Below are 20,077 nucleotides of genomic sequence, written 5' to 3'. Positions count from 1 at the left end.
TGCTCAGCCTCCTTAAACCAGAGTTGCGCCGGCAGAGCCGATCACACCCTGGGTTTCCGCTTCACCCATCAACATGTTATTGTGGGGGGCCCCCGACGGGATCATCGGGAAACAGTTCGCGTGTTTTTCCACCAGCACATCCAGAATGAACGGCCCGTCATAATCCAGCATCTCCTGAATGGCGTCATCCAACTCAGCCGGATCAGACACCTGACGACCTTTGCAACCAAAGGCTTCTGCCAGTTTCACAAAGTCCGGCAGGCTATCGGACCAGCTGTGGGAATACCGCTCGCCGTGCAGCAATTCCTGCCACTGGCGCACCATGCCCAGACGTTCGTTGTTCAGGATGAACTGTTTGATTGGCAGGCGGAATTGAACGGCGGTGCCCATTTCCTGCATGTTCATCAGCCAGGATGCATCCCCGGCCACGTTGATCACGAGGCTGTCGGGATGCGCAATCTGCGCGCCCACGGTAGCAGGTAGGCCATAGCCCATCGTGCCCAGACCGCCCGAGGTCAACCAGCGGTTCGGATCTTCAAAGCCAAGGAATTGCGCGGCCCACATCTGGTGCTGGCCCACTTCGGTGGCCACATAACGATCTTTGTCCTTGGTCAGTGCCTCAAGACGTTCCAGCGCAAATTGCGGTTGGATGATGTCAGCGGTGTTGGTGTAGGTCAGGCATTTACGGGCGCGCCATTCATTAATCTGCGTCCACCAGCCTGCCAAGGCATCACCATCGGTCTTGCGACCGCGCGCTTTCCAGACCTTCAGCAGGTCTTCAAGCACATGCCCCACATCACCGATAATCGGCAGGTCCACATGGATCACCTTGTTGATCGAGCTGGGGTCAATATCGATATGCGCTTTCTTCGAGTCTGGCGAAAAGGCGTCAACGCGGCCAGTGATCCGATCGTCGAAACGGGCACCGATATTGATCATCAAATCACAGTCGTGCATGGCCATGTTGGCCTCGTAAAGGCCGTGCATACCGAGCATACCCACCCATTTCTCGCCAGACGCGGGATAGGCCCCAAGCCCCATCAGGGTTGAGGTGATCGGGAAGCCAGTGGCTTCTACCAGTTCGCGCAGCAATTGACTTGCCGCTTTGCCCGAGTTGATCACGCCGCCGCCGGTATAGAAGATAGGCCGTTTTGCGGTTTCCATCATTTCCACAAGCTGGGTGATTGCTTCGATGTCACCGCGCACCTGGGGTTGATAATGGGAATTGTCCGACTTGGCCGGCGGAGTGTACTCGCCGGTGGCAAACTGCACGTCTTTCGGGATGTCGACCAATGTCGGTCCCGGGCGGCCCGAATTGGCCACATGAAATGCCTGATGGATTGTCTCAGCAAGCTTGTCTGTTTCCTTCACCAGCCAGTTATGCTTGGTGCAGGGGCGGGTGATGCCAACAGTATCAGCTTCCTGGAAACCGTCTGTGCCGATCATGAAGGTCGGCACCTGGCCGGTCAGAACCACCAGAGGGATCGAGTCCAAAAGCGCATCGGTCAGACCGGTCACCGCATTGGTTGCACCCGGTCCTGAAGTTACCAGAACAACACCGGGTTTGCCGGTTGCCCGCGCATAACCTTCCGCCGCATGTACGGCACCTTGTTCGTGACGCACCAGAATGTGGCGAATGTCGTTTTGCTGGAAGATTTCGTCATAAATCGGTAGGACGGCCCCTCCCGGATATCCGAATACCGTGTCCACACCCTGATCCTTCAGGGCTTGAACCACCATTTTCGCTCCGGTCATTTGACGTGTCATCTTACTCTCCGTCTACACGCATTCAAATTTCATGAAGTGCTAAAAAAAAGCCCCCGATCTTTTCGGGGGCGCATGGGGGATCTTTCAGGTTCCGTTACCGGCCCATGCGCGATGTTCCTACGACGACCAGAAGAATGCTCATCCGACCTGTTCCCTTGCTTTCTTTCAGCGCCCCTAATCGGGGATGACTTCAAGCGCGACATTATGAGGGGGAAAAGGGGGCGTCAACAGCGAAAATAACGAATAATATGTCGTGGGATCGCATTATTTGAATTATATGCAAAAATAATACGTCTTTTGGGTAATAAGTGGAAATTTATTCTGCGGCGCAGCAGAGCCGCCTGAAGAGCAAGGTCCCGGCCCAAGCCGGAGGTCAAATCGTTATGGAGACGAAATTATCTGAAACCGGATGCCATGCGGCCCGGTTAGCTTTTGAAGATATCGATATCGGGCAACTGTATCCCGGCCACTTGTTCCGCAATCGGATCGGTGGAGAGGGGATGTTTGTTCACGTCGAGATCTTCGAGTTGGTGCAAATCGACCCATTCCCCACCGCGATAGACTTCAAGTGACGAGAATTTGGCTTTGTAACTCATCTTTGGACTGCCCGGCACCCAATAGCCCAGATAAACATATGGCAACCCGACTTCCCGCGCCAATTCGATGTGATCAAGGATCATGTATGTGCCAAGGGAAAAGTCGCGCAGGGCGGGGTCGAAGAAGGAATACACCATCGACAGCCCATCATCGAGCACATCGGTCAGGCAAACCGCCGAAAGGTCATCTTTCTCTGGACCATCGCTCGGTCGATATTCAATCACCCGCGTCTTGATCGGCGTTTCTTCGATCATGGCGGCGAATTCGAATACATCCATATCTGCCATGCCACCATCAGCGTGACGGCTATCAAGATATGTGCGGAAGAGATCAAACTGATCCTCGGTGGCCCAGGGTGCGCGTGCCCGACGGGTCAGGTGGTCGTTCTTGCGTATGGTGCGTTTCTGGCTTCGTGTCGGATTGAAATCGGCGACCCGGATCCGGGCTGACAAACAGGCGTTACACTCGGCACATGACGGGCGGTAGAGCACATTCTGCGACCGTCGAAACCCTTGTTTTGACAGCGCATCATTCAATTCAGCGGCATGTTCCCCTTGCAGTGCTGTGAACAGTTTCCGCTCCTGCCGGTCCTCAAGGTAGGGGCAGGTCTGCGGTGCAGTCACATAGAACTGTGGCGCAAGAGGTAGAGAATGGCGCATCGTAAGTTTTTTCGATCCGACTGAGTTTGGGCGATAATTATGGTTTCCAAAAAGGTAACGCGGGCATGGGGTTCTCTTCAACCCCCTAGCATAAAAAGGGTAAACGGCCGCTTGATGCCGCCGTTTTTCTCTTTTTAGGTGAGAGTTTGCGTTAGCTTCGGGTCAGGCGATTGATCGCGGTGGTGCCCAGCACCATATCGATCAAACCTTGCCCGCGAGGCGTGGTGAACATCATCGTCAGTGAGATCAACTGAAGTATGAAGGTCGCCATCGACAGGTAATAGCCCAGCGTATGGAACATCGCGGTCATTCCATCAAACCGTTCACCGCGGTGGTTGCGCAATTCAATTGCCATCAGGCGCATGCCTAAAGTGGCGGAGCGGCTTGAGATGGTGATCACCCGATAGGTGAAGCCGATCGCAAAGAACACCAGACCAAACAGGAAAAAGCCGATCCCAAAGCTCATCAGGCTGGCCAGCACGGAGAGGGCAAAGATCAATACCACATCCACGCCCCAGGCCATCAGGCGCTTTAATGCCACGCTGTCATAAAACTCGGGTTGATAGGCGGGGTCGGGCAGACCCCAAAGGGCGTCTTGTGTCTGTGTCATGGTCTTTGCTTTGCTGAATTGAAAGCGCCCCGTCAAGTCAGGGAACGGGGCGCTGGAGACAAGAAGGGAAAGGGAAGGGACTACTTCTTGTCTTTTTCAGGGTCATCCAGAGTTTCGGCATCTTCCACCATGTCTTCGGCGGCTTTCACGGCGGCCTCGCGGGTGGCGTCAGCGCGTTCTTCCATAAACTGGTCGAACTCTGATTTGTCTTTGGCGGCACGCAGGCGCTCAAGGAAGTTCTCAAAGGCTTCCTGTTCATCCATCAGGCGGCGCAGGGTTTCAGCCTTATACGAGTCAAAGGCGGTGTTGCCCGAGCTGCGGAACCCGTGACGACGGGCATAGTGCTGGTCGCCGGTCATGCTGTGACGGCGATGGGAACAGGATTTCGAAAACATGCGTTTGCTCCAGATCATATAGGCAAGAAGGGCCAGACCGATCGGCCAGAACAGGATAAAGGACACAACCATGGCGGCGATCCAAGCGCCTTTGCCACGTTGGTCCAGCCAGCTCTCGGCACGCGAGAACCAACCCTGCGGCGTGTTGGTCATATGCGGATGGGCGGCAGTGGACATGGTGGGTCTCCAGTTTCTTGTTTCAAGTTGATGTGAAGGCCTTTCACATTGAAGCATGTGGGGTGGCGCGCGCGCCTGTGCAAGGGTTTATGTGAATGTTTTTTACATTAATTGACTATCTAGTTGATAAGTAATGAGTAAATCGGGGGTAAATATATCGACCTATCTTTGGCCATTATCCGTAATCTGCCGCCATTTTACGCATGAAGCGGCAAAATGGCCTTGTTCCACGGTGTTGAGCGTCACCCGTCTGTAAGTTCTACGTTGAAAATGATGGGTAGGAACACCGTTCCAAGTGCGACTGATGTGTTGCCCCCAAAATTCGGAGTTGGAAAAGACGAGGATACTTTGTTTATATTCTTTCCATGTATGAAGAATTCGTCTGGTCTGATGTTCTCGTACTCATGGCCGCAGGGCTATTTGTACTTGGGTATCTAGTCATCAATCAAATTGGCCTTCGATTAATGCTGTTGCTGGGGACGGTTTTATACATTTGGTACTACGCCATAGTTGAAGATACTCCGCTTTGGTCAGCCGTTTGGGCCAGCACCGCAACAGGGATCGCCAATCTGATTGGTCTGTTGAGTCTGTTCTATCGCCGGTCTAGATGGGCCATCCCAAAAAAATTTAGGGATATCTACTCGCAATTTGACGCTTTGCCGCCGGGTGACTTTCGAAAACTTATGGGTGCGTCTAAGCGCTTAATCAGAAAGGCTGGGCACCAACTTACTGAAGAAGGAAGTCAGGTCCACACCATCTACTATGTCATCAATGGCTCCGTTGAGGTCGAAAAATTTGGCAGTAGATTTTCAATTCCTGACGGAATCTTTATTGGTGAAGTAGCCTATCTGACCGGCAATCGCGCGTCCGCTTCTACATATTTATCACGCGACAGCGAAGTACTGGAATGGGATGTCGCCGAGTTGAAGCAGAGGGCTAGCAGAGATCCAAGATTTCGTCTTGCGTTGGACGCGATGATCTCATTGGATCTGGCGGGTAAAGTCGCCCGTGCTGGTTCTGAACGTCAAATCGAAGGCGCGTAGTACTTTCGACGGACACTCCCCTGACGAGGGTTGGGTCCAGGCAGGGGAAAACTCATTGTATAGTTATAGCTGGTTTTCCAACGCGTGGTTCTTTTGAACCTAGTCATCACGCGGAACCCTGATTTTTGAGGATTACGGCAACTCTGTCCTGCTTATCCGCCCTTGGGGCAGATGTGCTGGACGATTGGGGCATATTGTCCTGACAGGATGCCCTGAATTGTTTCCGAAAAACTTATAGATCGAGGAAATAACTCGAGAGGTTCCTCACTCGGTGAAATTACCCGCCTTTGCCCCGCTTGCGGCGATCAGATCTTGCGGACTGGCGGCAAAGACATGGCGGGGGGTGCCCGCGGCCGCCCAGACTTGGTCAAATTCCAACAGGCGCGCATCATAAAAGGCGCGGATCGGGTTCACATGACCCACAGGAGAGACCCCACCGATGGCGAAGCCGGTTTGCGCCCGGATAAGGCCCGCATCAGCTTTGCCCAACGGCTCACCTGCCAGTGCTGCGGCTTTGCCTGCATCCACCTGATTGCCGCCTGCGGTCAGGAACAACAGCGCCTCGCCACTTTCCTCACCACGAAAGATGATCGACTTGATGATCTGGTCAATCTCGCAACCCGCCGCGCGGGCGGCATCCGCAGCCGTGCGCGTGACATCGCTCATTTCCAGTATTTCAGCATCAATGCCGTGTTCGTCCAATGCCCTGCGCACGCGTTTCAGTGATTTTGACATTGTTTGCGCCCTATAGCCCGTTCATCAAGAACGGACCCTAACGGTGGGGCCCAGTGGACATCAACCGGATTGTCGCAGGGGGCGAAGAGCGGTTGACCCCACGACGGGTGAAAGGCAGGTTTGCCTCATGACGACACAGCCCTTTGCCGCCCGCATCACCCGAACCCCAATCGCTTTCGAGGCCGACCCGGCAAACGACATTGCCGAACGATTTTCTGATTTGGCGCCAGAGCTTCGCGCTGTTCTGTCTGGAACGGCAGGGTGCTCTCCCTATCTGCGTGGCCTGATGGAACGGCAGGAAAGCTGGTTGCGCGAGGCGCTATCGCAAAGCCCCGAGGCCGCGTTTGCCCAGGCGATGGAGGACATTTCCGGGGACAGTGACGCAGCACTTCGCACCTCTCTTCGCGTGGCCAAACAACGGATCGCACTTTTGACCGGTCTCGCCGATCTTGCAGGCGTGTGGCAGCTTGAAGATGTGACCGGGGCCTTGACTGACTTTGCGGGTCACGCGACCGATCTGGCGATGCAGTTTCAGGTCGGGCAGGAAATCCGACGCAAGAAATTGCCGGGGATGACAGAGGATGACATTGCCACCTCAGGCGGCATGGTGGCGCTGGCGATGGGCAAGATGGGTGGGCATGAGCTCAACTATTCCTCGGATATCGACCTGATCATGCTGTTTGATGACAGCCGCTTTGACGGTCTGGATTTTCATGACGCCCGTGCGAGCCATATTCGTTCCACGCGAAAAATGAGCGCGATGTTGTCGGAACTCACCGCCGATGGTTATGTGTTCCGCACCGATCTGCGTCTGCGCCCGGATCCCGCGGTGACGCCGGTTTGCGTGGCGATGGAAGCCGCCGAACGGTATTACGAAAGCCTTGGTCGCACTTGGGAACGCGCCGCCCATATCAAGGCGCGCCCATGCGCCGGCGACATTGCGGCCGGCGAGGCCTATCTCAAACGTCTCAGTCCATTCATCTGGCGCAAGCATCTGGACTTTGCCGCCATTCAGGATGCCCATGACATGCGTCTGCGCATCCGCGCTCATAAAGGTCTGCACGGAGACATCACTCTGGCGGGGCATGACATGAAGCTGGGGCGCGGTGGCATTCGTGAGATCGAGTTTTTCACCCAGACCCGACAGATCATTGCGGGCGGTCGTGACGAAAACCTGCGCTCGCGTCAGACCGTACCGGGATTGGCCTCGCTTGCAAATGCGGGATGGATTCCGGATGAGACTGCCGAAGTGCTGTCTCGCCACTATCGGTTCCATCGAGATGTAGAGCATCGTGTCCAGATGTTTAGGGATGCGCAAACCCACAAGTTGCCCACCAGCCCAGAAGAGTTTGACCGTCTGGCCCGGATGATGGGCGAGGGGGATACTGAGGCGTTGAAAACCCGTATCCATGACGCTCTCACCGAAGTGCATGAGGTGACAGAAGGGTTTTTTGCACCGGAGGATGGATCGAAATCCGCCCCGCAACTGGATACGAACGATGCCGAGATCGTGGCCCGTTGGGAAACCTACTCCTGCTTGCGCTCCTCTCGGGCGGTTGAGATTTTCAAACGCCTGAAACCTGACCTTCTGGCACGGCTCGCGGATGCGCCGCGCCCGCATGATGCGTTGATCCAGTTCGATGGGTTTTTGAAGCGCCTGCCTGCGGGTGTACAGCTTTTCTCGCTGTTTGAAGCCAACCCGACATTGGTGGATCTGATCGTTGACATCGCGGCTACGGCCCCCGCACTTGCAGCCTATCTGGGGAACAATGCGCAGGTTCTGGATGCCGTGATTGGCGGTGGGTTCTTTGAACCCTGGCCCGGTCGGGACACTCTGACCGCGGCTCTTACGGACCGTCTTGCCAAAGCGCCCGACTATGAAACCAAGCTCGACACCACTCGGCGTTGGATGAAGGAATGGCATTTCCGCATTGGTGTGCATTTCCTGCGCGGGCTTGTTCATGCACGCGAGGCTGGGAACCAATACACGGATCTGGCGGATGCGGTGATCCAGGCGCTCTGGCCGGTGGTGGTCGAGAACTTCTCGGTCAAACACGGCCCCCCGCCGGGCAAGGGCGCGGTGATCGTTGGAATGGGTAGTCTGGGCGCGCGCTCCTTGTCCGCAACCTCCGACCTTGATCTTATCGTGATCTATGACGCGGAAGGGGCTGAAGGGTCCGAGGGGCGTCGCCCGCTGGCCACCAAACCCTATTATGCGCGGCTCACGCAGGCCTTTGTCACAGCTGTGTCCGCGCCAATGGCCGAAGGCAAGCTTTATGAGATCGACATGCGCCTGCGCCCGTCAGGCCGACAAGGGCCGGTGGCGACCTCAATCGACAGTTTCCGGGCCTATCAAAGGGACGAGGCCTGGACATGGGAGCACCTCGCGCTGACCCGCGCGCGTGTGGTGACGGGCCCTGAAGATCTGTCCGCCGCTTACATGGCGGCCCGGCAAGAGGTGTTTGAGTTTGACCGTGACCACGCGAAAGTGGTGCAGGACGTGATCGACATGCGCGCGCGGATTGCGGCTGCCAAAGGCGATGGCGGAGGGGCGCTTGAGGCCAAACTTGGGGTGGGCCATTTGCAGGACGTAGAGCTGGTGGCGCAGGCCGCGGCGCTGATCGCCCCGGATACCGCCCGCACGCCACGCGACCAGATCGCTCAAGGGGTCGCAATTGGATGGTTCACTGACGCGCAAGGGCAAGCGATGGCGGACAGTCACGACCTAATGTGGCGCTTGCAGGCGGCATCCAAACTGCTCAGCGAAGGGCCTCTGGACCTTGAGACACAGGGGCAGGGCGGCCAGGATCTTCTGTTGCGCGAAACGGGGGTTGAGAATGAGGCCGAACTGGTGGCCGAGTTGCAAACCCGTGCCGCCCGTGCCGCTGAGGCCATTGAAGATGTTTTGGCCCATCCACCCCAAACTGGGGTAAGTGATGGCTGAGGGGGACAACATGAACGAATTGATCGCAGCCATTGATAAGCGCGGCTTGATCCGTGAGAGCTACAAGATCGACGGGATCCGAGCGGAGGAATGCCGCTCGATCTTCCTCGACTGGGCGCTGTTTGACGAACATGAAATGCCCCAGCCCGAGCGGATCAAGCTGCTGCTCGATGCCTTTGGCTCCAGCGCGCCCGACCACCCGATGACGACGGTTATGCAAGACGCTCTCAAGCCCGCTCAGGCTTCGGGCCGCCGCGGCGGGCGCAACGGTCGGGTAAAGAACAGCTAGGCTTGGCTCTTCCTACTTCTTCTGACCAGAAATATCCCGGGGTGAGCCGCAAAGCGGCAAGAGGCAGCGCCCCTTAATAGCTCAGAACTCTTCCTTCGGGCGCAGCATCAGCCAGATCAGGGATGCTCCAGCCAGCGCAAGAAATGGCACCATGGCGAGGTTCACCGCGCTCCAGCCCTCAACCGCTGTACCGCCGGAACAATTCATCAAACCGCCTGAGGCCAGCGAGGCGATGGTCACGCAGCCAAAGACGATCATATCGTTCATACCCTGCACCCGGCCGCGCTCTTCCGGCGTATGGGCACCGGCCAACATGGATGTCGCGCCAATGAACCCAAAATTCCAACCGAATCCCAACAGCACAAGCGCGATGAAAAAGTTCTCAATCTCGACTCCCTGAAGCGCCACGATCCCGGCCATGCCCAGAATGAACAACCCGGTTGCGATCACGGAACGCACCCCAAAGCGGGCAATCAGGTGGCCGGTGAAAAAGCTCGGGATGAACATGGCCAGAACGTGGGCGGTCACAATGTTACCCGCCATGTCGGTTTCAAACCCGCAGCCCACCACGGCAAGCGGGGTCGAGGTCATCACAAGGTTCATCAGCGCATAGGACACCATGCCACAGATGATCGCCACCGCAATGACGGGATCCTGTAACAACTCTTTTCGCGAGCGCCCTTTCGGAGCGTCTTGATGCGGCTTTTCTGGTTTCGGGATGTCGAGACCAAAGAACAGCAGCGACCCGATGAGGTTGATCGCAATGATTGACAGATAGGCCCCAAGGAACGGCACGACCATCATGTCATTGGTCAGGTTGAAAAGTTGCGGGCCGATCACCGCAGCTGCGAGCCCCCCGGCCATGACGTATGAAATTGCCTTGGGGCGGAATTCAGGTGACGCGGTATCAGCAGCGGCAAAGCGATAGAAACCCTGTGCAGATTGATAAAGCCCCATCAGGAACGACCCAAGCAGGAACAGGGTGAAATCCGCCTGCATCAACGCATAGGCGCTGATCGCCGCGCCCACTGAGCCACCGGTTGTCCCCAGCCAAAACCCGACTTTACGGCCATAGGTCTGCATCACCCAGCTTACCGGGTTGGCAAAGACCATGGACCCCCCCACCATCAGTGAGATTGGCAGGGTTGCCCAACAGGGGTTCGAGGCCAGTGATTGTCCGGCCAACCCTGCCATGGTGAAGATCATCGGCATCTGTGATCCGAGAATGGCCTGAGCCAATACAAGGATGGTCACATTGCGCCGGGCACGACTGTCATCTGAGGGTAGGGTATTTATATTCGTCATGGCGCATATGTATCCGGTACTAACCCTATGCACCAATCAAATTGCATGATGAAAATCAATCCGCTTTGTCGATGAGATGCGCAAAGCTGCCGGACACGTTTTCGTGGGTCAGCCCCATAGGCACAAGCGTTTGCCCTTCGGCATCTGTCGCGTCAAAAAGGGGTTCTCCGTCCGCTTTCAGCGTCGTTGCATAGTGGAATTCATGTGCGTTCCAGCGCCCGATGAATGGCCCGGAACTGGCGACAAGATGGCGATAACCCAGATGCAACTTGCGTGTGGCAAAACTCGTCTCAAGCCCAAGCAGGCCGAGCATCTCGTGGCTGTTTCCCTCTTTGTCCACAATCACTTGGCCGAGAGTCATATATCCACCGCATTCCCCATAGATTGGGCAGGTGGCCGACCGCATGGCCGTTTTGAAAGTGGAAGCGGCGGCCAGTTGGGCTGCGTGAAGTTCCGGGTAGCCGCCGGGCAGAAAGATGAAATCTGCATCCTTGTCCGGGATGTCATCCGCGAGTGGCGAGAAGGGCAGAATTTCTGCGCCAGCCTGTCTCCAGTCCGCCAGAATATGCGGATAGGCAAAGGCAAAGGCGCGATCATGTGCCACAGCGATGCGAGACCCCGGCGGGGTCAGGCGCGGTGCCTTCGGCGCCGAGGGAAGCCCGGTTGCCAGCGACGTAAGGGCCTCTAGATCAACGGCCACTTCAACGGCATCGCCAACCCTGTCCAGATAGGCTTGCAGGTCCGGATGCTCTCCTGCTTGTACCAGCCCAAGATGGCGCGATGGATGGGCCATTTGGTCTTGGCGGTAAACTGCACCAAGCACTGGCAGACCGGCGCGCGCCATTGATGTGCGTAGCATTGCTTCGTGCCGCGCACTGCCCACCTGATTGAGGATCACACCGGCCACATGTACATCCGGATCATGGCCTGCAAAGCCCGCGATCAGCGGGGCGAGGGATTGTGCCATCCGGGCACAATCCACAACCAGCACCACAGGAAGGTTCAGAATTCGGGCGAGATCCGCCGTGGCACCTTTGCCTTCAGGCGGGGCTCCGTCGAACAGCCCCATTGCGCCTTCGATGATCAACAGCTCGCTGCCATCAGCGGCCAATGTTTTAATCCGATCAGGTGACATGGCCCAGGCGTCGAGGTTCATGCACTCCCGTCCACAAGCCGCCGCATGAAAGCGCGGGTCGATATAGTCAGGCCCGGATTTTGCCCCGGTCACCGCATGGCCCTGACGGGTCAAGGCGCGCAAAATTCCCAATGTCAGCGTGGTCTTGCCTGACCCGGAGGAGGGGGCCGCGATGATCAATCCGCGAGGATGATCCCGGTTATGGTCCCGCTTTGCCATCACCGGTCTTCAGCCGGGCGGCCACGCCCCATCGGATCGGTATTACGTGGCGCAATCCCTTGCGCAATCGCCTGCCAGTCCAATGCCTGACGCATCAGGGTCGCGCGGCCCACGCAAATGATGGCAGGCGCACCAAACCCTTGTGCATCCGCGTCTTCTACGCAAGTCGACAAATTGGTTTCCAGAACGCGCTGCTCTGGTGTGGTGGCATTGGTCACAATTGCGACCGGCTCATCTTCAGGGCGACCGGCGTTAATCAGAGCGGTGCGAATCCGATCCAGATGTTTCATGCCCATGTAGATGACGATCACCTGCGACCCTTTAGAGATCGCTTCCCAATCAAGCGAGCTGGGCGTGTCGCCGGACTGATCATGACCGGTGACAAAAGTGACTGACTGGTTCACGTCGCGGTGAGTTACCGGAATGCCTGCATAGGCCAACCCACCGATTCCGGCCGAGATGCCGGGAATGATGCGGATTGGGACGTCATGCTGAACCAGCGTCTGCCCCTCTTCGCCACCGCGCCCGAAGACAAAGGGATCGCCCCCTTTCAGGCGCAACACACGCTTGCCAGCGCGGGCATGGTCCACCAATTGCAGAGAGATATCGCGTTGCTTGGCCGAAGGTTTCCCGCCGCGTTTGCCCGCGTAAATCACTTCGGCATCAGGTCGTGCCCAGTCGAGAATCACTTTCTGCACCAACGCATCATAGACGATCACGTCGGCCTGACGGATGGCATTCAATGCGTGCAGCGTCAGAAGCCCCGGATCGCCCGGACCTGCGCCCACGAGCCAAACCCAACCGGGTTTCAATTCGGGCCATTCACTTCCGCCAAGGGAAGCAGGGAAGGAAACTGTCTCTTGCATGGGGGCCTTATAGGCTGCGTGTGGGTGGTGGGAAAGCCATGTTACGACATTCAATAGCGGAAGAACGAATTGAAATTGTGATCGCGATGGTTTGCAACGGTGAAACGACGATTGGCCATGCAGAATGTCGCTGCTATGGTCGCGCCGATGACACATGAAGATACTCCCCAATTGCGCCGTGGATGGACCACAGGTGCCTGCGCCACAGCCGCCACCTGCGCAGCGGTCGAAAAGCTGTGGGGAGGGGCCTTTCCCGAGCGTGTCTCAATCACCCTTCCGAAAGGGGAAATGCCTGAATTTGCGTTGGAAATCACCGAGGCTGGCCCCGATTGGGCCATGGCGGGCGTGATCAAGGATGCTGGCGACGACCCGGACGTGACCCATGGTGCGCTGATCATGGCGCGCGTGCAGATGGGTCACGAAGGGCAGGGGATCCGGTTTCTGGCGGGGGACGGCGTGGGCACGGTCACAAAACCCGGCCTTCCAATCCCGCCCGGAGAACCGGCGATCAACCCCGTGCCGCGCCAGATGATAACGGACGTGATTCATTCCGCCGCGCGCAAATACGGCAAATCCACAGATCTCGATGTGACGATCTCAGTCCGAAACGGTGCGGCACTGGCAGAGAAGACCTGGAACCCGCGTCTTGGCATTGTCGGGGGGCTGTCGATTCTCGGCACCACAGGTGTTGTGCGCCCGTTTTCCTGTTCGGCATGGATTGCGTCGATCCACCGCGGGGTGGATGTGGCGCGGGCTACGGGGTTGCCTCATGTGGCGGGATGCACCGGAGCGACCTCTGAGACTACGGTGAAATCACTCTACGGCCTTTCCACCGGCGCGATGATCGATATGGGTGATTTTGCGGGCGGCATGTTGAAATACCTGGCCCGAAATCCGGTAGACCGTGTCACGGTCGGTGGAGGTATCGGAAAGATCACCAAGCTGGCGCAGGGCGCGCGCGATTTGCATTCGCGACGCAGTCAGGTGGATTTCGACCTATTGGCAGATTGGCTGGGTGATGATGAGGTGAGGGACATGAATACTGCTCTGCAAGTCTTTGAAAAGCATCGTGGAAAAATGTCTGAAATGATCGCAGATCGCGCACTGTCAAACGTGCGCACTCTATTGCGCGATGCTGCCTGTACTCCCGATATCGTGATCATTGATCGCACCGGCAACATCATTGCCCGCGCCGGGTGAAGGATCAATGATAGGGCGTATCCTTCTCCTTGCTGGAACAACAGAAGCACACGAGTTGGCCGCACGGCTTGCCGAGCAAGGATATGATGTTCTGGCCTCGCTGGCAGGGGTGACCAAATCTCCACGCAGGTTGCCCGTCCAGACGCGACACGGCGGGTTTGGCGGGCGTGATGGGCAGAACTCGGTCATGCGAGATGAGAAGATATCCCTTGTCATAGACGCCACCCATCCCTTCGCGACCACGATCTCTGATCGAACTGCCGATATCTGCCGGGAACTGAGCATTCCGTATCTGCGCTTTTCCCGTCCGGCATGGGAACCTGAGGCCGGGGAGCATTGGCATGAGGTGAATGATATCAAAATGCTCGCCACGGTAATTCCGCCTTCTGCGCGGGTTTTTCTGGCGACCGGAAAGCAAAGCGAAGCGATTGCAGAGGCGCTCCCGTATCGGGTTTTGTTTTGCCGTAAAGTGGATGGGGGCTCGGAACCCTTTGCTTTGTCTGGTGGCTGGATTGCCGGACGCCCTCCGTATACCAAAGAGGAGGAAATCGCGTTGTTTCAAGAACTTGGCGTGACTTGGCTTGTCGCCAAAAACGCTGGTGGTGCGGCGCGGGCAAAGCTCGCGGCCGCGCGGGATCTTGGGATTTCGGTTGCTATGATTTCACGCCCACCCGCAGTACATGCTCCGACGGTCCAAAGCGTCGAAGAGGTGTTGGTGTGGGTTCGAGCTCATGAAGGCGCCCGCGATGGATGAGCGTATTATCCAAGGCCCCGAGTGCTTGCGCGAAGGGGCCGATTGGCTGGTCACACGCGAGCCACGGTTTGCGCTGGTGCTCGACCAGATCGAAGAGATCCCACTGCGCCTACGGCCTGATGGGTTTAAGGCCCTGTTTTCCGCGATCATCAGCCAGCAGGTGTCTACCGCGTCTGCGGCTGCAATCTGGTCGAGGATCGAAGAGGCAGGGATGATGACGCCAGAGCGCGTCGCTGCGGCCAGTCAAGATGATCTGGCAAATCTGGGCCTGTCCCGCCCCAAAATCCGTTATGCCCATGCGCTTGCGCAAGCAGGTATAGATTACAATGCCTTACGCACCACGCCTTCAGACGATGTGATCGCCGAGTTGACTTCGGTGATTGGTATCGGGGAATGGACCGCAGAGATTTACGCACTGTTCTCGTTGGGACGCGCGGACATCTTTCCTGCCAAGGATCTGGCGCTGCAGGAGGCGGCAAAAGAACTGTTTGATCTCCCGGAAAGACCAAAAGATCGTGAACTGAAAGTGATGGCTGAAGCGTGGTCCCCCTGGCGGGGCGTTGCAGCCCGGCTGCTCTGGGCCTATTACCGGGTGGTCAAACAAAGGGAAGGGATCCGCTGATGACTCGCATTCTGGATGCAAAACGCCGCCCCGCGGCATCAGGCACAACCAAATCCGTGGTGGTGTTTCTGCATGGCTATGGCGCGGATGGGGCGGACCTTCTGGGGCTGGCGGATCCATTGTCGGAACACCTGCCCGACACCGTGTTTATCGCACCGGATGCGCCGGAAAAATGCGCTGGTAACCCTATGGGATATCAGTGGTTCCCGATCCCATGGCTTGACGGATCAGCCGAAGAAGATGCGATGCGTGGGGCGGAAATGGCCGAAGCAGACATCAATGCCTTTCTCGACGGTGTACTTGAGGAAGAGGGGATAACCCCCTCACAACTCATTGTTTTCGGATTTTCACAAGGCACAATGATGAGCCTTCGCGTGTTGCCAAAACGTGCGGACCCTGTGGCTGGGATTGTCGCGTTTTCCGGTCGGATGCTGGAGCCCGATGAGTTTGCAAATCACATCGTGAGCAAACCTCCGGTGCTTTTGGTCCATGGGGATCAGGATGACATGGTGCCGCCACAGCATTTCAGTGAAAGCGGAACCATTCTTGAGGTCAATGGGTTTGAGACCTATGGGTTCATCATGAAAGGTACCGGGCATGGGATTGCCATGGAAGGATTGTCAGTGGCGCTGCAATTCATGCTCGACAAACTGGGCATCCAGAAAATGCAGATGGGTGAGGCAGAGGCACAATAAAGCCTCACGCACCGGGTCAAAATATTCCGACACATTGCTGTCATCCCTTGCTGCTATAACTTGAGTGGCCCTCTATCTTGGGGGTTGCTTGGTTCTCTATCCTATATATAGTTAAATTAAGCGCAGGGGCGGAGCTCCCGCCCCGTGAACCACAAGAGGTTGTACACCGGGCGGTAGGGGAGTCCCAAATGGATGGCGATTTCAGAACAGAGTTTACTCGGGAGCCGGGGCGGATAAAGCAACATCCGGCGCTGGTCCTGAATGCGGATTTCAGGCCTTTATCCTATTATCCGCTTTCGCTGTGGCCCTGGCAGGAAGCAATCAAGGCGGTATTTCTGGATCGGGTCAATATCCTCGCGGAATATGATGAGTTGGTTCATTCCCCGAGTATGGAAATGCGGATACCTTCGGTGGTTGTCCTCAAAGACTATGTAAAACCTCAAAAGCGCGTGGCCTTCACGCGCTTTAATTTATTTCTGAGGGATGAGTTTTGTTGCCAGTATTGCGGATCAAGGGGTGATTTGACCTTTGATCATGTGGTGCCTAGGGCTGCCGGTGGCGTGACCAGCTGGGAAAATGTGGTTGCGGCCTGTCAAAGGTGCAATCTGAGAAAAGGGTGCAAACCGTTGCGGAATTCGGGCCTGTCGCTGCGCAAACCAGCCCGACAGCCCACAGCGGAAGAGTTGCGCAATGCCGGGCGAAAATTTCCTCCAAATCACCTGCACGACAGTTGGATGGATTTTCTTTATTGGGATGCTGAACTCGACGCCTGATTTACAACAATCGAGGCCAAAAAAGGCAAGACCTCAAACGGCGGGCAGGCTAGCCTGTTTGAAAGGGAGGCCTAAATGACCAACAAACCGTCTGACAGTTTTTTCACCCCTGTATCCGGATTTGATCTGCCCCGATTTGCGGGCGTGCCCACATTTATGCGGCTGCCGCATGTGGATCTGGATCACCCGCGTATTGGCGACGTGGACATTGGGTTGATCGGTGCACCGTGGGACGGTGGCACCACCAACAGGCCAGGGCCCCGACATGGCCCGCGCCAGTTGCGCGATATGTCCACGATGATACGGGCGCAGAACGGGGCCACTGGCAAACGCCCATTTGAGGCGATGAATTGCGCAGATCTGGGGGATGTGGCCCCAAACCCAGCGGATATCATTGACAGTCTTGAACGGATGCAGGCGTTTTACGCGCGCGTGAAAAAGGCAGGGATCCGGCCCATGACTGGTGGGGGGGATCACCTTTGCACTCTACCAATCTTGCGGGCATTGTCGGGGGATGATCCGCTCGGCATGGTACATTTTGATAGCCATACGGATCTGTTTCACTCTTATTTCGATGGCACCATGTACACCCATGGAACGCCGTTCCGTCGTGCGGTGGAAGAGGAGCTTCTGGATCCGAGACGTGTGGTGATGATTGGTATCCGGGGTACTGCCTATGACAACGAAGATCGGGACTTTGCCGATAGTGTTGGCATACGCGTTATTCCAATTGAGGAATTCCATGCACGAGGGGTTGAAGAGGTGATGGCCGAAGCGCGCGACATCGTGGGGGATCGGGATACATATGTCAGTTACGATATCGATTTTGTGGACCCCGCCTTTGCTCCGGGAACCGGTACACCCGAAGTGGGCGGACCAAACTCCTATCAGGCTATTCAGGTTGTCAGAGAGCTTGAAGTGGTGAATATTATTGGCGCTGATCTTGTTGAAGTTTCACCCCCGTTTGACCCAACCGGCGCCACGGCCTATCTCGGGGCTTCGATCATGTTCGAGCTGCTTTGTGTCATGTTCCGGCAAGAGCAATAAGGGGGCGAACCAGTTAGTTGGTTTGAGCCCATTAAACGTCGTGCTAGACTTTGCTGGCGCACTGGGTTAAGTACGCGGAATGAAAGCTCGTTAGCGCTAACATCAATACGGAGAACACTATGGTTTCGCGCGTAATCCCCGTAGATCCTTTTGACTTGGTGATCTTTGGAGGAACCGGTGATCTGGCTCGCCGCAAGATCTTGCCAGGGCTGTATCGGCGTTTTCGTGATGGGCAGATGCCAGACGGCGCACGAATCATTGGCGCTGCGCGATCAGATATCGACACTGCTAAGTACCGACAGTTCGTCGAAAGTGCTGTGCTTGAGTTCGTTTCAAAAAAGAAATGTGATCCCGAGGTGTTGAAAGCATTCCTTGGCTGTTTTTCCTATGTAACCGTTGATGCTTTGGGGGACATGGGATGGTCGGAACTCGCAAAAGAAATGCGCGATGACGTGGTCCACGCGTTTTATTTCTCTGTCGGACCTCGCCTGTTTGAGCCAATTGCCGAACGCCTGAAATCCCACGCAATCGCCGGTCCCGACGCCCGCATTGTTGTCGAGAAACCGTTTGGGCATGATCTTGAGACCGCTCGGGCGCTCAATGCAACGATGGCGCAGCATTTCGAGGAAAGGCAGATCTATCGTATTGACCACTACCTCGGCAAGGAAACGGTACAAAACTTGATGGCGCTCAGGTTCGGGAACATGCTGTTTGAGCCTCTTTGGAACGCGCAATATGTCGATCACATTCAAATCACCGTTGCCGAAACCGTAGGGGTCGAAGGGCGAGGGGCCTATTATGACCGCTCTGGTGCAATGCGTGACATGGTGCAGAACCACCTGATGCAACTTCTGTGCCTGACCGCAATGGAACCGCCGTCGAAATTTGATCCCGATGCGGTGCGTGATGAAAAACTCAAAGTAATCCGAGCGCTTGATCCGGTTGAACCCGAAGATCTGGTGCGTGGGCAATATCTCGGTGATGATGATGTGGCCCCTTATACGCAGGATGCCGAAGCAGAAGACAGTCGCACCGAAAGCTTTGTGGCGATGAAACTGCATGTATCGAACTGGCGCTGGAACGGCACTCCGTTCTACCTGCGCACGGGCAAGCGCTTGCGTGCGCGCATGTCCGAAATCGTGGTGCGTTTCAAGGAACCGCCCCATTCGATCTTTGAAGAGGATACCGGTCAGTCCGCCAACGAACTTTCGATCCGTTTGCAACCGAATGAGGGCATGGATCTGAAAGTGACGATCAAAGAGCCGGGGCCGGGGGGGATGCGCCTGATCGACGTGCCGCTCGACATGACCTTTGCCGAAGCACTTGGGGAAGAGGTGGCAGATGTGCCAGACGCCTATGAACGTCTGATCATGGACGTGATCCGCGGCAACCAGACGCTCTTCATGCGTGGGGATGAAGTGGAAGCCGCCTGGGCCTGGACCGACCCGATCATCGAAGCCTGGCAAGAACGGCGTGACGTTCCACATAGCTACGATGCTTTCTCGTCCGGTCCAGAAGAGGCGTTGATGTTGCTGCATAAAGACGGACGACGCTGGAGGGAGCTGCGCGAATGAACCTGATTGATTATCCTGACCAAGATATGATGATGCTGGATCTGGCAGATCAGATTGCTTCTGAACTGGTGATGGCTTTGGAGCATGGGGAACGCGCCAGCCTTGCCGTACCCGGTGGGAGCACACCTGGTCCAATATTTGACGCCCTTTGTGCCGCTGATCTTGATTGGTCACGGGTGGACGTGATGCTGACCGACGAACGCTGGGTGCCGGAAACGCACCCCCGATCAAATACGGCCTTGTTGCGCGACCGTCTGCTGACAAGCCGCGCCGCCAAGGCCAACCTGATCCCTCTGTATCACCCCACAGAAACCCCTGAAGAAAGCGTGGAAGCGCTGGCTGACAGGATTGAAGGGTGTTTGCCCTTGTCAGTTGTTTTGTTGGGGATGGGCGAAGATATGCACACCGCAAGCCTGTTTCCGGGGGCAGATCGCCTTGAAGAGGCGCTTGCCCCACATGCGCCCGCCTTGTTGCCGATGCGTGCACCTGGGGCGGTGGAACCGCGAATGACCCTGTCGGCCCGTGTGTTGAACTCGGCAGTGAACAAACATCTGGTGATCACTGGACGGCTTAAACGCGACGCCTTGGCGCGCGCGATGAATGCAGAAGATGCGATGGAAGCGCCGGTCAAAATCGTTCTTGGAGCCATGACGGTCCACTGGGCCGCGTGA

The 20,077-nt window shown here is 56.6% G+C and carries 19 protein-coding genes; 11 read left to right on the top strand and 8 right to left on the bottom strand.

The genetic code is table 11. The features are described 5' to 3' along the window. Positions 1-12 precede the first annotated feature (12 nt). The 4 genes from O2N63_RS10860 to O2N63_RS10845 form a co-directional block, all read right to left on the bottom strand. A complete protein-coding gene (locus O2N63_RS10860) occupies positions 13-1,767 on the bottom strand; it encodes an acetolactate synthase 3 large subunit (RefSeq protein ID WP_271054294.1) in 1,755 nt (584 codons plus the stop codon). A gap of 425 nt (positions 1,768-2,192) precedes the next feature. Then, entirely contained in the window at positions 2,193-3,023 is an 831-nt protein-coding gene (locus tag O2N63_RS10855) for an arginyltransferase (RefSeq protein WP_271054293.1), read from the bottom strand. Between the two features lie 151 nt (positions 3,024-3,174). Further along, a complete protein-coding gene (locus O2N63_RS10850; protein WP_271054292.1) occupies positions 3,175-3,633 on the bottom strand; it encodes an RDD family protein in 459 nt (152 codons plus the stop codon). Positions 3,634-3,713: 80 nt separating this feature from the next. Further along, complete coding sequence (locus O2N63_RS10845; RefSeq protein ID WP_271054291.1) at positions 3,714-4,205, bottom strand: DUF2852 domain-containing protein; 492 nt, start codon at positions 4,203-4,205, stop codon at positions 3,714-3,716. A gap of 365 nt (positions 4,206-4,570) precedes the next feature. Here O2N63_RS10845 and O2N63_RS10840 point away from each other — a divergent pair, with 365 nt between their 5' ends. After that, a complete protein-coding gene (locus O2N63_RS10840) occupies positions 4,571-5,248 on the top strand; it encodes a cyclic nucleotide-binding domain-containing protein (protein WP_271054290.1) in 678 nt (225 codons plus the stop codon). A gap of 264 nt (positions 5,249-5,512) precedes the next feature. On the opposite strand, the gene O2N63_RS10835 is transcribed toward O2N63_RS10840, so the two are convergent. Next, the gene (locus O2N63_RS10835) at positions 5,513-5,983 is read right to left on the bottom strand and encodes a YbaK/EbsC family protein (protein ID WP_271054289.1); all 471 of its coding nucleotides are present in this window, start codon (positions 5,981-5,983) and stop codon (positions 5,513-5,515) included. Positions 5,984-6,110: 127 nt separating this feature from the next. Between O2N63_RS10835 and O2N63_RS10830 the strand changes: the two genes are divergently transcribed. Continuing rightward, a complete protein-coding gene (locus O2N63_RS10830) occupies positions 6,111-8,927 on the top strand; it encodes a [protein-PII] uridylyltransferase family protein (protein WP_271054288.1) in 2,817 nt (938 codons plus the stop codon). A gap of 10 nt (positions 8,928-8,937) precedes the next feature. Then, positions 8,938-9,216 (top strand): hypothetical protein, encoded by a 279-nt coding sequence (locus O2N63_RS10825; protein WP_271054287.1) that lies wholly within the window; start codon positions 8,938-8,940, stop codon positions 9,214-9,216. Positions 9,217-9,297: 81 nt separating this feature from the next. Here the strand turns inward: O2N63_RS10825 and O2N63_RS10820 are convergent, their stop codons facing one another. Genes O2N63_RS10820 through cobA form a run of 3 tightly spaced genes read right to left on the bottom strand, consistent with a single transcriptional unit; the run spans position 9,298 to position 12,741 of the window. Next, entirely contained in the window at positions 9,298-10,521 is a 1,224-nt protein-coding gene (locus tag O2N63_RS10820; RefSeq protein WP_271054286.1) for an MFS transporter, read from the bottom strand. A gap of 55 nt (positions 10,522-10,576) precedes the next feature. Next, the gene (locus tag O2N63_RS10815; RefSeq protein ID WP_271054285.1) at positions 10,577-11,875 is read right to left on the bottom strand and encodes a cobyrinate a,c-diamide synthase; all 1,299 of its coding nucleotides are present in this window, start codon (positions 11,873-11,875) and stop codon (positions 10,577-10,579) included. Beyond that, complete coding sequence (gene cobA, locus O2N63_RS10810) at positions 11,875-12,741, bottom strand: uroporphyrinogen-III C-methyltransferase (protein ID WP_271054284.1); 867 nt, start codon at positions 12,739-12,741, stop codon at positions 11,875-11,877. The genes O2N63_RS10815 and cobA overlap by 1 nt, the downstream gene beginning before the upstream one ends. A 147-nt stretch (positions 12,742-12,888) precedes the next feature. On the opposite strand from cobA, the gene O2N63_RS10805 reads away from it, so the two are divergent. From O2N63_RS10805 to pgl, 8 genes are all read left to right on the top strand, one after another. Further along, positions 12,889-13,941, top strand: coding sequence for a cobalt-precorrin-5B (C(1))-methyltransferase (locus O2N63_RS10805; RefSeq protein WP_271054455.1), 1,053 nt, complete (start codon positions 12,889-12,891; stop codon positions 13,939-13,941). 7 nt (positions 13,942-13,948) lie between these two features. Beyond that, positions 13,949-14,695, top strand: coding sequence for a cobalt-precorrin-6A reductase (locus O2N63_RS10800; protein ID WP_271054283.1), 747 nt, complete (start codon positions 13,949-13,951; stop codon positions 14,693-14,695). Next, the gene (locus O2N63_RS10795) at positions 14,688-15,317 is read left to right on the top strand and encodes a DNA-3-methyladenine glycosylase family protein (RefSeq protein WP_271054282.1); all 630 of its coding nucleotides are present in this window, start codon (positions 14,688-14,690) and stop codon (positions 15,315-15,317) included. The genes O2N63_RS10800 and O2N63_RS10795 overlap by 8 nt, the downstream gene beginning before the upstream one ends. Beyond that, complete coding sequence (locus O2N63_RS10790; protein ID WP_271054281.1) at positions 15,317-16,012, top strand: alpha/beta hydrolase; 696 nt, start codon at positions 15,317-15,319, stop codon at positions 16,010-16,012. The genes O2N63_RS10795 and O2N63_RS10790 overlap by 1 nt, the downstream gene beginning before the upstream one ends. A 188-nt stretch (positions 16,013-16,200) precedes the next feature. Continuing rightward, a complete protein-coding gene (locus tag O2N63_RS10785; protein WP_271054280.1) occupies positions 16,201-16,785 on the top strand; it encodes an HNH endonuclease in 585 nt (194 codons plus the stop codon). Between the two features lie 75 nt (positions 16,786-16,860). Then, a complete protein-coding gene (gene speB, locus O2N63_RS10780; RefSeq protein ID WP_271054279.1) occupies positions 16,861-17,832 on the top strand; it encodes an agmatinase in 972 nt (323 codons plus the stop codon). A gap of 119 nt (positions 17,833-17,951) precedes the next feature. After that, the gene (zwf, locus tag O2N63_RS10775; protein ID WP_271054278.1) at positions 17,952-19,406 is read left to right on the top strand and encodes a glucose-6-phosphate dehydrogenase; all 1,455 of its coding nucleotides are present in this window, start codon (positions 17,952-17,954) and stop codon (positions 19,404-19,406) included. Continuing rightward, on the top strand, positions 19,403-20,077 hold the full coding sequence (gene pgl, locus O2N63_RS10770; RefSeq protein WP_271054277.1) for a 6-phosphogluconolactonase: 675 nt from the start codon (positions 19,403-19,405) through the stop codon (positions 20,075-20,077). The genes zwf and pgl overlap by 4 nt, the downstream gene beginning before the upstream one ends.

Origin of the sequence: Aliiroseovarius salicola (assembly GCF_027891095.1) — a bacterium.
Classification (GTDB): domain Bacteria; phylum Pseudomonadota; class Alphaproteobacteria; order Rhodobacterales; family Rhodobacteraceae; genus Aliiroseovarius; species Aliiroseovarius salicola.
Note: the sequence above shows the minus strand (reverse complement) of the source record. Positions and strands in the feature narration are given on the sequence as shown.

Coding starts and splice junctions, on each gene's coding strand:
- O2N63_RS10805 (WP_271054455.1), top strand. CDS start 12,889: ATGACACATGAAGATACTCCCCAATTGCGCCGTGGATGGACCACAGGT.
- speB (WP_271054279.1), top strand. CDS start 16,861: ATGACCAACAAACCGTCTGACAGTTTTTTCACCCCTGTATCCGGATTT.
- O2N63_RS10820 (WP_271054286.1), bottom strand. CDS start 10,521: ATGACGAATATAAATACCCTACCCTCAGATGACAGTCGTGCCCGGCGC.
- O2N63_RS10795 (WP_271054282.1), top strand. CDS start 14,688: ATGGATGAGCGTATTATCCAAGGCCCCGAGTGCTTGCGCGAAGGGGCC.
- O2N63_RS10845 (WP_271054291.1), bottom strand. CDS start 4,205: ATGTCCACTGCCGCCCATCCGCATATGACCAACACGCCGCAGGGTTGG.
- O2N63_RS10840 (WP_271054290.1), top strand. CDS start 4,571: ATGTATGAAGAATTCGTCTGGTCTGATGTTCTCGTACTCATGGCCGCA.
- zwf (WP_271054278.1), top strand. CDS start 17,952: ATGGTTTCGCGCGTAATCCCCGTAGATCCTTTTGACTTGGTGATCTTT.
- O2N63_RS10855 (WP_271054293.1), bottom strand. CDS start 3,023: ATGCGCCATTCTCTACCTCTTGCGCCACAGTTCTATGTGACTGCACCG.
- O2N63_RS10835 (WP_271054289.1), bottom strand. CDS start 5,983: ATGTCAAAATCACTGAAACGCGTGCGCAGGGCATTGGACGAACACGGC.
- O2N63_RS10825 (WP_271054287.1), top strand. CDS start 8,938: ATGAACGAATTGATCGCAGCCATTGATAAGCGCGGCTTGATCCGTGAG.
- O2N63_RS10815 (WP_271054285.1), bottom strand. CDS start 11,875: ATGGCAAAGCGGGACCATAACCGGGATCATCCTCGCGGATTGATCATC.
- O2N63_RS10830 (WP_271054288.1), top strand. CDS start 6,111: ATGACGACACAGCCCTTTGCCGCCCGCATCACCCGAACCCCAATCGCT.
- O2N63_RS10800 (WP_271054283.1), top strand. CDS start 13,949: ATGATAGGGCGTATCCTTCTCCTTGCTGGAACAACAGAAGCACACGAG.
- cobA (WP_271054284.1), bottom strand. CDS start 12,741: ATGCAAGAGACAGTTTCCTTCCCTGCTTCCCTTGGCGGAAGTGAATGG.
- O2N63_RS10790 (WP_271054281.1), top strand. CDS start 15,317: ATGACTCGCATTCTGGATGCAAAACGCCGCCCCGCGGCATCAGGCACA.
- O2N63_RS10785 (WP_271054280.1), top strand. CDS start 16,201: ATGGATGGCGATTTCAGAACAGAGTTTACTCGGGAGCCGGGGCGGATA.
- O2N63_RS10850 (WP_271054292.1), bottom strand. CDS start 3,633: ATGACACAGACACAAGACGCCCTTTGGGGTCTGCCCGACCCCGCCTAT.
- pgl (WP_271054277.1), top strand. CDS start 19,403: ATGAACCTGATTGATTATCCTGACCAAGATATGATGATGCTGGATCTG.
- O2N63_RS10860 (WP_271054294.1), bottom strand. CDS start 1,767: ATGACACGTCAAATGACCGGAGCGAAAATGGTGGTTCAAGCCCTGAAG.